General features: G+C 40.4%; 13 protein-coding genes and 2 riboswitches. Of the genes, 1 reads left to right on the forward strand and 12 read right to left on the reverse strand.

The annotated features are described in order from the left end of the window. From BQ5796_RS13595 to BQ5796_RS18695, 3 genes are all read right to left on the reverse strand, one after another. Positions 1-381, reverse strand: coding sequence for a (2Fe-2S) ferredoxin domain-containing protein (locus BQ5796_RS13595; protein WP_071460708.1), 381 nt, complete (start codon positions 379-381; stop codon positions 1-3). A 131-nt stretch (positions 382-512) separates the two neighbouring features. Next, positions 513-699, reverse strand: a riboswitch (cobalamin riboswitch). Positions 700-805: 106 nt separating this feature from the next. Further along, positions 806-996, reverse strand: a riboswitch (cobalamin riboswitch). Positions 997-1,253: 257 nt separating this feature from the next. Beyond that, positions 1,254-2,876, reverse strand: a complete 1,623-nt coding sequence (gene abc-f, locus BQ5796_RS13600; protein ID WP_083413123.1) for a ribosomal protection-like ABC-F family protein — start codon at positions 2,874-2,876, stop codon at positions 1,254-1,256. Between the two features lie 142 nt (positions 2,877-3,018). After that, complete coding sequence (locus BQ5796_RS18695) at positions 3,019-3,156, reverse strand: RAxF-45 family protein (RefSeq protein WP_282956863.1); 138 nt, start codon at positions 3,154-3,156, stop codon at positions 3,019-3,021. Between the two features lie 228 nt (positions 3,157-3,384). On the opposite strand from BQ5796_RS18695, the gene BQ5796_RS13605 reads away from it, so the two are divergent. Then, positions 3,385-4,545, forward strand: coding sequence for a type II asparaginase (locus BQ5796_RS13605; RefSeq protein ID WP_071460709.1), 1,161 nt, complete (start codon positions 3,385-3,387; stop codon positions 4,543-4,545). 133 nt (positions 4,546-4,678) lie between these two features. On the opposite strand, the gene BQ5796_RS13610 is transcribed toward BQ5796_RS13605, so the two are convergent. The 9 genes from BQ5796_RS13610 to BQ5796_RS13650 all read right to left on the reverse strand — a co-directional run bounded on the left by BQ5796_RS13610 (position 4,679) and on the right by BQ5796_RS13650 (position 13,104). Next, complete coding sequence (locus BQ5796_RS13610) at positions 4,679-5,863, reverse strand: MFS transporter (protein ID WP_071460710.1); 1,185 nt, start codon at positions 5,861-5,863, stop codon at positions 4,679-4,681. A gap of 206 nt (positions 5,864-6,069) precedes the next feature. Next, positions 6,070-6,942, reverse strand: a complete 873-nt coding sequence (locus tag BQ5796_RS13615; RefSeq protein WP_071460711.1) for a LysR family transcriptional regulator — start codon at positions 6,940-6,942, stop codon at positions 6,070-6,072. A gap of 38 nt (positions 6,943-6,980) precedes the next feature. Continuing rightward, positions 6,981-8,000: a sensor histidine kinase gene (locus BQ5796_RS13620; RefSeq protein WP_071460712.1), complete on the reverse strand. Its 1,020-nt coding sequence runs from the start codon at positions 7,998-8,000 to the stop codon at positions 6,981-6,983. Beyond that, complete coding sequence (locus BQ5796_RS13625) at positions 7,997-8,668, reverse strand: response regulator transcription factor (RefSeq protein ID WP_071460713.1); 672 nt, start codon at positions 8,666-8,668, stop codon at positions 7,997-7,999. The genes BQ5796_RS13620 and BQ5796_RS13625 overlap by 4 nt, the downstream gene beginning before the upstream one ends. Then, positions 8,665-9,660: an alpha/beta hydrolase gene (locus BQ5796_RS13630; RefSeq protein WP_071460714.1), complete on the reverse strand. Its 996-nt coding sequence runs from the start codon at positions 9,658-9,660 to the stop codon at positions 8,665-8,667. The genes BQ5796_RS13625 and BQ5796_RS13630 overlap by 4 nt, the downstream gene beginning before the upstream one ends. 155 nt (positions 9,661-9,815) lie before the next feature. Continuing rightward, a complete protein-coding gene (locus BQ5796_RS13635; protein WP_071460715.1) occupies positions 9,816-10,232 on the reverse strand; it encodes a DoxX family protein in 417 nt (138 codons plus the stop codon). A gap of 375 nt (positions 10,233-10,607) precedes the next feature. Then, complete coding sequence (locus tag BQ5796_RS13640) at positions 10,608-11,423, reverse strand: Rv1352/Rv1906c domain-containing protein (protein ID WP_071460716.1); 816 nt, start codon at positions 11,421-11,423, stop codon at positions 10,608-10,610. A gap of 144 nt (positions 11,424-11,567) precedes the next feature. Next, positions 11,568-12,170: an alpha/beta hydrolase gene (locus tag BQ5796_RS13645; protein WP_074033974.1), complete on the reverse strand. Its 603-nt coding sequence runs from the start codon at positions 12,168-12,170 to the stop codon at positions 11,568-11,570. Further along, the gene (locus tag BQ5796_RS13650; RefSeq protein ID WP_071460718.1) at positions 12,151-13,104 is read right to left on the reverse strand and encodes a ring-cleaving dioxygenase; all 954 of its coding nucleotides are present in this window, start codon (positions 13,102-13,104) and stop codon (positions 12,151-12,153) included. Before BQ5796_RS13650 ends, BQ5796_RS13645 begins: the two co-directional genes overlap by 20 nt. Between the last annotated feature and the right edge of the window lie 8 nt (positions 13,105-13,112).

Here is a 13,112-nt window from a genome sequence, read left to right on the forward strand (position 1 = left end):
TTAGCACCCTGCCTTTACTGGTTTGTTTTTCCCCTGCTCCGACTCGCCGCTTACCTTGATAAAAGAATCTCCTTCAAATGCATATAGGACAGACTCAGGCAGCAGTTCCGCTTCTTCATGAATGCTCTGGACAAGCTTTCTGCCAAGCTCTGGTGACATCGCCTTGTACCAATTTCCTTCAGGGTATTGGATAACAATGCAGGCATCCTTGCAACGTCCATTGCACCTTGTCCTTGTCGTATGTACGGATGGATCAAGCTGAAGCTTGCTTATTTCATCACGAATTGCTGCCGTTACTTCCTCTCCTCCTTTTCTCATACAGCTCGAACCATTGCAGATGAGAATATGGCTCTTTGTGTCGGATAGATTCCAAGTCGTCATGTTTCCCTCTCCTTTTTAAAAAAATAAAAAGCGCTCCCAACCGATGGATGGAAGCGTTAAAAAAGGACAACTCTCCGGCAATTAAAAAACGCCAAAAAAATTGTACTTCTGCTGCCTATGACCCGTAGGAGTGAAGAAGAATAGCATTGGCAGGTCTCCTGACTTAGGTTCATTGCATTGCTGCGTCTTCCCGGAATATCCAGTGACATGCTGCAGCAAAACTCCCCTTTACAGTGGCGGGACCATGCCGGATTTTCACCGGACTTCCCTTTTAAGCGCAGCAAATGATTGCTGCACACCTATGCTATGGTAATATTCTCTTTTAAAAAACGAAGAAGCCCTGACCTTCATTAGGCCAGGGCATGACAGTTCATTCCAGCGGAATCACCGCAGAGCGTACTATCATCCTTCCCTCCGAAGAAATGAAAGAAATTGTTTAAAAGCAGGTCTCCTGGCTTTTGCTTCGTCCTACTATTGCCCCCTTACCGGTATGTTCGGCGAGTATTTCGGCAATTTCGTCAGCAATTACAGTAGCGGGGGCTGCACCGGAGTTTAACCGGTTTCCCTATTATCCCGGTATTCTATCAACCGGGCACTCTTAAACTCTTATTTACTTATTATCATTTAACTGAAAAATCCTAATTTATACAAGTATTGATTTTATCAATATTGTATGTTATCAAAATATAGCTGAAAATGTCGATTGACAGGGAATTTCCCAATCACTGGTCTGCTCGGTCTGCGGGAAACGTTACGTACACCTTTGCTTCTTTTCCAAGTGGTGTTCTACCCTTTGTTGTCCCTTATTTGAGATGAATAGAATTTTTGCATAAAAAAGGGACTATTTGAGAATTTTTCATAAAAGCATTTGTTCACAATCTTTTTTCCTTGGCATAATTGTAGCCACCCTCGTACAAACTAACCTTTCCAGATTCAATCCAGTATATTTTCTGGAATAACTTATTGAGAAAATAGCGATCATGGGAAACCGCTAGAATAGTGCCATTATAATCATCGAGCGCTTCCTCCAGCACTTCCCTTGATTCAATGTCAAGGTGGTTCGTCGGCTCATCGAGTATCAGCACATTGATATCCTGGTACATCAGCTGAGCTAACCGCAGCCTCATCCGCTCTCCCCCGCTCAGCTTGGAGACCTTCCGATAGACAGTATGGCCATAAAATAAGAATCTTGCGAGGATCTGCCTTGCCTCTCCTTCTGTCACGATTACTTCATTGCGAAAAGCTTCTATTACTGTTTCATGTTCCTCTTGTGAAAAAAGATGCTGTGACAAATAGCCAATCTTCACATTGCTCCCTACTTTTACTTCTCCGCTATCTGGCTGTAATTGGCGAAGGATCATCTTCAGCAAAGTGGATTTTCCCGTGCCATTCTCCCCAACGATTGCTGCACGCTGCTGGAAAGTCAAATGGAGATGAACATTTTGAAACAGCTGCTTTCCCTCAAATTTTTTCGATACATCTTTCAGAAAAATGACGTCTCTTCCGCTTCGATCGGAGGCAGACATCTCGAGGTTCATTTTCTTTCGGTTCAATGCTGGACGATTCAATTTTTCCATTCTCTCCAATGCTCTTTCCATATTCCTAGCGCGCTTATGGAGCCCCTCATTTGGAGGGTTCGCTCTGTTAGCCCATTCCCTCAAACGCTTGATAGCTTCTTTCATTTTCTTTATCTTCTTTTGCTGCTCTTCGTAGGCGTGAAACTCCCTCAACAGTCGTTCTTCCTTCTCCTTCACAAATCCCGAGTAGTTGGTGTTATAACAATGACATTCGCCATCCTCCAAATCAATGATTCTTGTTGCTACTTCATCGAGAAAATAACGGTCATGCGAAATGACAATGACGGTCCCGGGGTATTCCTTCAGAAAGCCCCCCAGCCATTCGACTGCCAGTAAGTCTAAATGGTTCGTCGGCTCATCCAACAGCAAAAAATCGGGATTTTTTAAAAGGTTTAATGCTAAGCATATCTTTGTCTTTTCGCCGCCGCTCAATATGGAGAACTGTTTTGCCAATAAATCTTCAATGTTCAAGCCTTTCGCAATTTTTTTGATATTCGCTTCCGTTTCATATCCGCCATTATAAATAAAAAACTCTTGGAGACTTCCGTATTCATCCATTAACTTCTGAAGCCTTTCTTCATTCTTTTCCAAGCCCATCTCGGCTTCCAGCTTTCTCATTTTATCTTCCACTTGCTGGAGCTCGGTGAAAGCTGTTTTCAGTACGTCGTTTGCCGTTAAAGCATCATTAAAATTTGGGATTTGCGCCAGATATCCTATTTTGCAATTCTTCTTCCAGGAAATTTGTCCGCCATCTGGTGCTTCTTCTCCTGCCAATAATCGAAGAAGCGTCGTCTTGCCGCTGCCATTCCGGCCAACGAGGCCAACGCGCTCTTTCTCCATAATTTCAAATGATATATTTTCAAAAATAATGCTTCCGCCATACATCTTTTTTAGCGAGTTTACACTGCATGCAATCATGTCTAGTCCTCCTTAAAATATAAAAAAGCCAAAGGGAATACAGCACTCCCTTTGGCTTTTGATACTAACGGATGGCATAAAAAAAGAAGAGCATGAAAAGCTCCTCTTCACCGTCCATATATATTGTGGGTAAGAGATGTTTTCACCGTTTTAGATTTGCTATGAAGTTGTTAAAAAAGGGCACACGTATCCCGTTAACAACTGCAACAGCAAATTTCGCACGGCAAAAATACAGAAAATCATTCCAATAGCCGCACGCTAAAACAGGTTGATGAAACATCCTTCCCACCTCCGTTCTTCAATAGATTACTTTATATTTTATAGAACCCTGCTTTATTTTTCAAGTATTTTGAATGTTTATATCATTTCTCTGAAGTCAATGCTCATCCACACCACCTATAATTTCCTCTTTATCTTATAAATTAGTTCTATAACAAATTCACTTCTTCACAATTTATAATAAGGATGGCGCCAGACACTACACTATGATAAAGGCAGGTCTAACGGCATGAATCAATTTGGAACAGTATCAAGCACGAAAAAGGCTGCGAGCATCGCTCTTGCACTGACATTATTGGTACCAGGACTCGCCGGCTGCAATTCGGCAACTGCGTCTAAGAAACAGGAACCGGAAAAAGTGGAGAAGGTGGCAACGAAAACAGCCGCGGCAACGGAGAATAAAGCTTTGCCTAATGTGAAGATACTTGCAACTGGTGGAACGATTGCCGGGGCAGCGAAGTCTGAGTCTGAAACAACAGGCTACAAAGCGGGTGTCGTCGGAGTAGATCAGCTTGTGGAAGCTGTTCCCGAACTAAAGGACCTTGCTAATATAAGTGGAGAACAAGTATGTAAGATTGACAGTTCTGCCATGACAAATGAGATTCTGTTGAAGCTAGCGAAGGAAGTGGACAAGCAGCTTAAAGATCCAGGTGTTGATGGAATTGTCATTACTCACGGTACTGATACGCTTGAAGAAACAGCCTATTTCCTAAATCTAGTCATTAAAAGTGAAAAGCCTGTCGTAGTAGTTGGCTCGATGAGACCATCAACTGCTCTAAGCGCGGACGGTCCATTGAACCTATATAACGCTGTCGCAATTGCGGCCAGCAAGGAGTCCAAAGGGAAAGGCGTTCTCGTAGCATTAAATGATAAAATTGGATCGGCCCGCGATACAACAAAAACCAATACAACGAGGGTTGATACATTTGGCTCACAGGACTTTGGCTATCTCGGCCTTGTCCAAGGCGGAAAGCCATACTTCTATAATCTATCCGCAAGAAAACACACTACCAATACAGAGTTTAATGTAAACGACATAAAAGAACTGCCGCGCGTGGACATTGTCTATGCGCATGGAAACGACAGCAGATCCATGGTCGATGCTGCAGTAGAGGCAGGAGCGAAAGCAATCATCCATGCTGGTACTGGCAACGGAAGCGTCTATCCTGAAACTCTTGAAGGGCTAATCGATGCCCAGAAAAAAGGCATTGTGATTGTCCGCGATTCGAAGGTTGGCAGCGGGATGGTCACGCACGAAGACATCGATGACAAGAACCACTTCGTCTCTTCTGACACGCTGAATCCTGTCAAAGCAAGAGTGCTAACGATGATCGCCCTATCCAAAACAAGCGACCCAGCTAAGATTCAGGAAATGTTCAACCAATACTAAAATAAAATGCTAGGGCAAAAGTATTTGCCCTGGCATTTTCATTTTAAAAACTGTGAAACTAGCTGTCACTTAAAAGCTTACAGCCCAAGCTCCAAACTGAAATAGCTTATACTTTTTATTAAAATGTATCCTTTTACACTACTTTTCTCATCTTCCATAGAAAATACAAAACGGGAGAAATTAATATCGCAGAAGCAGCAATACCTCCGTTAACCGAGGTATAAAGTGCAATCATTCCTACAAGAGGGCCTCCCGCAACCTGCCCAAACGCATCCAGCTGCCCAAACATTGAAAGTGCAGTAGCCCTACCTTGTGATTGTAACCGCTCATTTGTCATCACGCTCACCAAAGGATAATTAACTGTCCGAAGCGAGGCAATTGTCCAATATAATAATACTGCTATCATGAAGTTATCAGTATATGCGAAAATCAGCATCGCAACGGATAACATACCATTTAGCACGAATAAAATGGTTGCAAAGCCTGTTTTCACATACACTTCCACAACTTTCAGCATAGCTAAATTTAATAGAAATGCGACCGCATAAAAAGCTCCAAACCAGTAAACGGTGTCTTCCTCCGCCAAGCTGTAGCCTTCAATGAAATGTGCTCCCCATAACCGATCGAAACCTTCACTAGCAAGCCCCCATAATAATGTGATAACTGCAATTCCAACCAGTACTGAATTCCCTTTTATTTGAGATAAGCCACCCTTAATTGCCAGCGACATCTGCTGAAGATTAGAAGTATCTTCACGAGCAATAGTGACGAATTTCGTTTCAGGCATAGTCCAATGTGTAAGAATTGCTAATACCACTAAAAATCCGCCAGCAATTATAATCGTCCATTGTACTGAAAAAATCGCAGCTATAAGCACACTGACAATAATTCCGGTAAATCTGCCTAGCGAATTATATTGTGCCCCTTTAAGGAATACTTGGTCTAGTTCTTTATTCTCTAGCTCGTCCGCAACCCATGCCTGTTCTGCACCACTTATAAATGTCCACCCTATTCCCCACAGGGCTGCAGCGGCAGCGATTGCCCAAAAATCCGGAACAATCCCTTCTAATAAATGAGCCGCTCCTAAAACAAATGTACCGATGACCAATGACTTTTTTCTCCCAAAATAGTCGGCCACCAATCCTGTTGGCGTTTCAAATATTAATATCGAGAGTTCCATAATGGTCCCAACCAAAACAAGCTGTAAAGGATTTAGCCCTGCCTGAGAAACGTAATAAATTGCATTCAGAGTGAACACCATTTGGATGATGAACTCACGTGAACTAGTTATACCATAGTATAGATTTTTAATACTCAATTCATTGCCCTCCGATTTTTTTAGAGATTCCAATGCGGAACTCAAACCGGAGAATAAGTTTTTATCACTAGATTGCCAACATACCCTCCGATTTGGTTGTGAAAGCAATTGTTGTGACTGTCATATTCATCTCTCCTTTTTTCTTATTAAGTTTATTATAATCTATATTTTTGAATTATCCCATTATTATGGATATTATCAGGGTTTCATTTTGCAAAAGAAAGACTATCAAAAAAATCGAGAAAAGGAGATATGTTTGCTCCTTTTAAATGAACAAGGGATATTTTCATATTCCAGTGAAATCCAGGGCGGAGCGAAATCGCAGAAAGCTCCCCGCTCTCAAGTTCCTTTTTCACACAGTGTTTCGGCAAAAAGCTGATGCCAACTCCGTTCTTTACAAATGCCTTCGCCGCTTCCATGCTATCCACTTCCATTGCAATCATCGGCTCAACAAACTCGGATTGAAATAACTTCTTTATAACAAGCAAATCCATGGAATCATATCCAAAGTAAATAATAGGATAGCGAGCGGCTTCTCTTATGGTCACCGTTCTTCCTGAAAGAGGGTGACCGGATGAGACCACTGGTACAATAGGGTCCTCTTTCAAGAGATGACACTCTATTTCGGGATGAGCGATAGAGCGTATAATAGCAAAATCCACTTCCTTATTCAGCAACTTGTTTAGTATGTCTTTGGAATGTCCCGTCTTCATTTGGATGTGGACTTTCGGAAATTCACGAATAAACTTGGGGAAGAATTCTGGCACTAAACAGGTGGCAATGGAAGTAGCGCATCCTATCCTGACAGTCTGATGCTCCATTGCCGGCTGCTCCATCCTTGATTTCGCTTCTTGAAAGGAAAGCAGGATATTTTGTGCATACGGCAAGAACTCCTTCCCCTTTTCCGTCAAGGTAATCGACTTTCCTTCCCGATAGAACAGCTTTGTATTCATTTGAGTCTCCAGTGTATGGATCCGTGCCGTCACGGACGGCTGTGTCAGAAACAAAGCCTCCGCCGCTTTATTAAAGCTCCCGAAATGGACAGCATATACAAACGCCTCCAGGTTGTGCAGATTCATCCCGCACCCCTCACTCTCCTTCAATATCACTCCTAATTTTAGACTACTGCTGAAGACTTGCCCTCGTTCTTTTTTCCTAATGTAAAACTAAAAATTGTTCCCATTGAACCTGAGTCGCAGCAACAGTCTATCGAAAGCGACTTTGAAAGATCCTTAACAACCTTCATTCCTAAACCAGGATACTCTCTTCCAGGGTCAAACCCTTTCCCATCATCTCTCAAGACAATCGCACCATTTGTGATCGTAATTTCCATAGAACTGGATGCCGAATGTCTCAATGTGTTTTGAAGAATGTTATCAAACAGCCTCTGGAGCCAAAGACTGCTGCTTAACCAAATCATTTTATCTCCAACATGATTTACCCTCAAACTTATCCCGTTTAGATGGTATAGATATTCCCATTTCCTCACCATAGAATAAAAAAAGTCTACCATGTCTACTTCTTCCTTAAGAATGTAAGAGGAGTCGAGGGAATCAGTCGCTTCGAGCCTAACTTCATTTGTCAGGTCGGCAATATACTGGATCTGTTGGTAAAGCGGCTGAAAGGATTGAGAGGGACGGCTGCTTTCCATATAAAAGAGCTGCAGCCTTAGAGCAGTTAGCGGAGTATTGATGTCATGCCTTAATTTATTTAAGTATTCTTTCTGCATTCCCTCCCGCTGTGTTAATTCTATTTCTCTGTAGGCTGTTCTTTCAATCAGAAGATTAACTGCGCTAGTGAGTTCCCCGATTTCATCAAGGGTGCCAACATCGAGCTTATCTGGAACTTTTTCACTAGCAGCCAAATTTCTGATCGTTTGGTTTAATGTATCAATCTTCCCAAGCAACGATGTTATTGATTGTGAAAAGACATATGCTATAAGGAAAAAGGAAAGAAAGAAAAGAACCAACATGATTGGATAGGCAAAAGATTGATAGAATGGCAAATCATATCCTTTTACATTCCGCGAGACAAGTTTATAAATTCCTAACATCAGAAAGTTAATCAACAGGCAGATAAACGGCACACTAAAAGTGACCACAATTAACATTAGCTGAAACTTCTTCTTTAATTTCATTTTTTTATATAGGTATTCATTCGATACCCTTCTCCATAAATATTTTCAATGATATCTCCCCGAATATCGTCTATCTTCGTCCGAATCTTTTTCATATGGACATTCAGGATATTAGGATTTCGATCCTCAAACTGCCAAAGGTATTGAAAAAAATGTTCTTTTGTCAAAATTTGATCATGATTGTCATAAAGATAAAAGAACATTTTCCTTTCAATTGGCGTCAGAGCCACTTCGTTATTAAATGAATCGATAAAAATTCTTTTTGTGTCCCGATTAATATGCAGATGTTTAATGCTGATTAAATTTCCATACCTATTATTTAATAGCTTTTGTAGTCTTAATAGAAGTTCACGAGGATCAAATGGTTTTACAAGGTAATCTTCTCCAATGGTAAGTCCGTCAAGCCTTGAGTCAATATCACTTCGTGCAGAGAGAAAAATGATAGGAACATTCAGCCCGGTCTTATTTATTTCACTGGCAATCTTTAAACCGTCATCCCCTGGAAGCATAATATCCATAATAATGATGTCTACCTCCATTACAAAACGGTGCACATCTCGTCCATCTTTACACCAGTGAACGCTATACCCTTCCCGTTCAAGAATCTTTTTCAATAATTCGCCTATCATCAAATCATCTTCCACGATTAAAATGGTGTACCCTTTCATCTTTCATCCTTCCGATCTCTATGCCCATAAATGAACTCTTCACTAAGTTGGTAGATTTCATCAGGAGCATATAAATAGATTGAGTGCTTTCCTTTTACTCTTTTCACATCAGATTTTTTAAGTTTGCTTGCAAATTCTTTATAATGCTTATTTTTTCGAATAATCCCTTCCGACTTTTGATTTTCCTTTGTATAGGCAGATAAGAAGAGAATTGGCGTATTATAGGGCGCAGGCAAACTAATTGAAGCACTTGCATTTTCAGAAGCTTGTAAGATTTCCTGCTCTATATCATCATTAAATGCCTTTTGATAAGAAAGCGCCTTAAAAACTCCCTTCTCCTTTTCGGATAGAAAAGAACCCTCTATAACCTTAGGGTCATAAGTAGCGTTAGGTGAAAGCCTTTGCATTCCTAATTTCGAAAGTATATTCAGACCCTTTATCATTAGAATATCACCGGAATCGAGCGGGTTCTCTGCATACTCACTTGGCAGACCAACATCCATTGCAATAATACCTTTCACTTCATCCGGATACTTCTGGGCCCAATATATTGCCTCAAGACCAGATATAGAGTGCGGTACAAGGATATATGGTGGCTTATTCCCGCTTTTTCTCAGCGCCTGCCTTGTCTGCTTAAGAATGGTATCAATATCTCTTTCATCATGAAATACATCACTGAATCCATAGCCAGCTCTCTCAACAACGGCAATTTTATGCTCTTTTGAAAATCTTGTGTATAATCCCTTCATTTCGTATACGGGAGCAGTTATACCTGCCCCTGGCATAAATACGAAGGTGTCTTTTCCTTCACCTTCATTGTATACATGAATCTCTTTATTTCCTACCTCTACCAGCGTTCCACTATGGTTGAGCAGCTCCGCCTCCAGATTTAACTTATACTGATGATAAATGTATGTAATAACCACACCAATAACAAGAAATGCTCCAAAGATAGCCGCCGCTCTTTTTATATTTCTCAAACCTTTTTTCATTTTCCTTTTCTCCCCCTCCCCCTATAAAAATAGGATAGAAGGAAAAAATAAATTTCTTCTAAATTTCACTTAATTTTTTCAATCAATAACAGTAGTAATATGCAAACTTAGCGATAATAAAAGAAGGCTCGAAAAAATCGAACCTTCTTTGTGGGTTACATTGTAATCTGTTCTTCCTTCTTACCAAAAATGAGCGAATCGATGGATAATAGCTTGCTTCCGTTGATGACAAGAAAAATGGCGATTGCAAATAATGCAAGATCGAGCTCATAACCTGCTGCTTCTCCATTACCGAGCAGCCCGGCAGAGAGTTTTACCTTCAGCGTCGCTCCAAGCATTAGCAATGCGAACAGCCCGGAAACAGCTTTCGTTCCAAGTCCAAGGATGAGAGCAATCCCTCCGATGAGTTCTACACCTGCAACCGCATATGCCATGGGCCCTGGTAAACCAATGCTATCAAACCAGCCAGCGATGTTTTCAATACCTCCCTGGAACTTTGCAAGACCATGAAAGAAAAAAATGATTCCTAATGTTACTCTTAATACTAATGCTCCGATTTCTGTTTTAAACATATTGTCCTCCAGTTTTTGGTTTAATTTAAGTTATCTCGAATCAATGCAAGATACGGATGGCTGCAGCACCCTTTCTCCACCTCACCTCCTAAATTATTTCAAAACAAAATATGTGTATTTGTAATATCTTGAATACAGGATAATCTCAAATGGTTATTTTTGTGATGTCAAGTAAAAGCTATTGGTACATTAAAATAGGTCAATATTAAATAAAACCCTCGATCACTTTTTTAGAGTGACCGAGGGTTAAAAAGTCTACAAAGACAGACCGTTATAAAACCTATCATAAATATCTTAACATAACCGTACATACGCATGATCAAAGAGGATTGGATTTATTTCCTCCCTCCTACTCGACTGTCATATGTATTCAATTTACTGAGTAATGGTACCTCTAGATACTTGTAAATATTGCCCATTGGTAATGTTTACAGTGAATCGACCATTAATGTTTTCATTATTAACAATTTCATTTTTCCCAACAGGCCCAGTCAATACTGCAACGTATCCTTCTCCCATACTCTCAATAGTATATTGCCCAGGTTGTATATCTACCCCTACTTTGTACCAACCAGAGTCTTTGAAGTCCTTAAGATTATTTACCATTTCGTATATTTCCTTTGCACTACTTACCCCTAACTCTTTAAATGCATCATAACTTACTAAAACACCATCGGTTTGGATATTTCCAGCTCCATGTACATATACATATCCGAAACTATCAAAATTTTCGTTATCGATAATATTTCCTGATAAATCTTCTTCCCCGTAATATTTCCCGCTCCCGTCAAATGAAATAAATGCATATTCACCTAGTGGTATATCGCCCTTAACGTATGAACCTGCGTCGAATGCTTTCTTTTTATCAAAAAGACCACTTAATTTTTCAATCATTTCTTGTTGGGGAGTTTTTATTTCAGGCTTTTTAACAACTTTCTCTGCCTTAGTCTGTTCTTTTTTATCGGAAGTAGAGTTTTTGCTTTTTTGTTCACTTTGCTTTGTTACTGTTGAGTCGGCTCTTTCCGAAATGTCCGAATCAAATGAAAGGGCTGCAAAAAATAATACAACAGCTCCTCCTGCGCAAAGTAACATTTTTTTCGCCTTTCCGTTTTTCTTGACTCCAAAGATAACTGCTAAAACAAGAAAAACAAGTAATCCTAATAAACTTAACAAGCCAACGAACATCCACATTCCAATATCCCCCTCTATTATTATCTAAATTTAGATTAACAAAAAAGGTAAAGAATGTATATATAATAGTTAATTTTTCCTGTGTCAAAATACTGAATATCAACCAAATCATTAACAATTTTAGTAAAATAACTTAAAACATCCTTAATTACGATACCAGCTAGCTGCGGCTTGAACTTCCCCAGCAGTTAATGAATGTCCTTTATTTTCCCAATGGAGTTGTACATTCGCATTTGCGTTTTTTAATAATGACTGCAGTTCTTCTGATTCCATTGGTGAGCAAATAGGATCGTTTTTTCCAGCAGCAATAAATACAGAAGTGCCTGTTAAATCTGGAAGCTCCACTCCTCTTCTCGGCACCATTGGATGGTGTAGAATCGCTCCTTTCACTGCACTTTTATAATGAAACAGTAAGCTCGCTGCTATATTCGCTCCATTCGAGTAGCCGACTGCGACAATATTACCTCGGTCAAAGGCATACTGTTCTGCTGCAGAGTCAAGAAACTCATGTAATTCCTTTGTTCGGAGTACAAGGTTCTCTTCGTCAAAAACACCTTCTGCCAAACGCCTGAAAAACCGCGGCATTCCGTGCTCCAGTTCATTTCCGCGTACACTTAACACGGAAGCTTCTTCATCAATTACCTCTGCTAGAGGAAGTAAATCTAATTCATTCCCTCCTGTGCCATGGAGCAACAATAAAGTTGGTTTCGTTTTATCTTTTCCCTGATTAAATATGTGTTTCATCATTTAACTCCCGCACTTCTAATGGTATTAGCCTTCGTTCTATCCGACCTCTATATTGTTCATACTGTTGCGGCAGCATTAATTTCTCTCCCATGGTCTCTTGCAATTCATCATGGGCAAATCCAGGAGGATCGGTAGCAATTTCAAACAAAATTTCCCCATGCTCCCTAAAGTAAATGGCATTAAAATAATTTCGATCTGTTACAGCTGTGACACCATATCCGTTTTCTGAAACATGCTGTTGCCATTCTAATTGATCCTCATCATCACTTGCCCGCCATGCAATGTGATGCACAGTTCCCACACTCATTTTTCCAATTCCAACTGGGGTTAATTTTAGATCGATTACATTTCCAATATCTCCTGAAGAACGGTATCGGTTGAGATCTCCTTCTCTACCTACAAATTCAAGGCCCATTACATTTTCCAGCAATTCAGCTGTTTTATTTGGCTGTGCCGAATAGAGGGTTGCTCCGCCAAATCCTTTGATTGCAACTTTAGGAGTTACATCGCCGAAGGACCACTCGTTTATTTCGCCTTCTTCTCTTTCCACCATTTCTAAATGAAGCCCATGCGGATCATCAAATTTCAAATACTGCTCACCAAAACGCTCATTCTTTGTAAATTTAATATGGAATTTTTCCAGTCGCTGCTCCCAAAACTTCATCGCACCCTTAGGAACCACATAAGAGGTTACCCCTACCTGGCCATCACCAATTCTTCCTTTGTAGGCATCAGGCCAAGGAAAAAAAGTGATGATCGTTCCAGGTTTCCCACCTTTATTACCGAAATACAAATGGTACGTACCTGGATCATCGAAATTTACAGTTTGTTTAACCATTCGCAGACCCAAAACCCCAGCATAGAAATCTATGTTTTCCTGCGGATGTCCTACGATTGCTGTTATATGATGAATACCCATCGTTTTTTTACCCATGCTTTGTT

The organism is Bacillus massilinigeriensis, assembly GCF_900111815.1.
GTDB classification, from domain to species: Bacteria; Bacillota; Bacilli; order Bacillales; family Cytobacillaceae; genus Mesobacillus_C; species Mesobacillus_C mediterraneensis.

Bases quoted from the DNA above. Each gene is read 5' to 3' on its own strand.
- BQ5796_RS13595 (WP_071460708.1), bottom strand. From the start codon at position 381: ATGACGACTTGGAATCTATCCGACACAAAGAGCCATATTCTCATCTGC.
- abc-f (WP_083413123.1), bottom strand. From the start codon at position 2,876: ATGATTGCATGCAGTGTAAACTCGCTAAAAAAGATGTATGGCGGAAGC.
- BQ5796_RS18695 (WP_282956863.1), bottom strand. From the start codon at position 3,156: ATGTTTCATCAACCTGTTTTAGCGTGCGGCTATTGGAATGATTTTCTG.
- BQ5796_RS13605 (WP_071460709.1), top strand. From the start codon at position 3,385: ATGAATCAATTTGGAACAGTATCAAGCACGAAAAAGGCTGCGAGCATC.
- BQ5796_RS13615 (WP_071460711.1), bottom strand. From the start codon at position 6,942: ATGAATCTGCACAACCTGGAGGCGTTTGTATATGCTGTCCATTTCGGG.
- BQ5796_RS13620 (WP_071460712.1), bottom strand. From the start codon at position 8,000: ATGAAATTAAAGAAGAAGTTTCAGCTAATGTTAATTGTGGTCACTTTT.
- BQ5796_RS13625 (WP_071460713.1), bottom strand. From the start codon at position 8,668: ATGAAAGGGTACACCATTTTAATCGTGGAAGATGATTTGATGATAGGC.
- BQ5796_RS13630 (WP_071460714.1), bottom strand. From the start codon at position 9,660: ATGAAAAAAGGTTTGAGAAATATAAAAAGAGCGGCGGCTATCTTTGGA.
- BQ5796_RS13635 (WP_071460715.1), bottom strand. From the start codon at position 10,232: ATGTTTAAAACAGAAATCGGAGCATTAGTATTAAGAGTAACATTAGGA.
- BQ5796_RS13640 (WP_071460716.1), bottom strand. From the start codon at position 11,423: ATGTGGATGTTCGTTGGCTTGTTAAGTTTATTAGGATTACTTGTTTTT.
- BQ5796_RS13645 (WP_074033974.1), bottom strand. From the start codon at position 12,170: ATGATGAAACACATATTTAATCAGGGAAAAGATAAAACGAAACCAACT.
- BQ5796_RS13650 (WP_071460718.1), bottom strand. From the start codon at position 13,104: ATGGGTAAAAAAACGATGGGTATTCATCATATAACAGCAATCGTAGGA.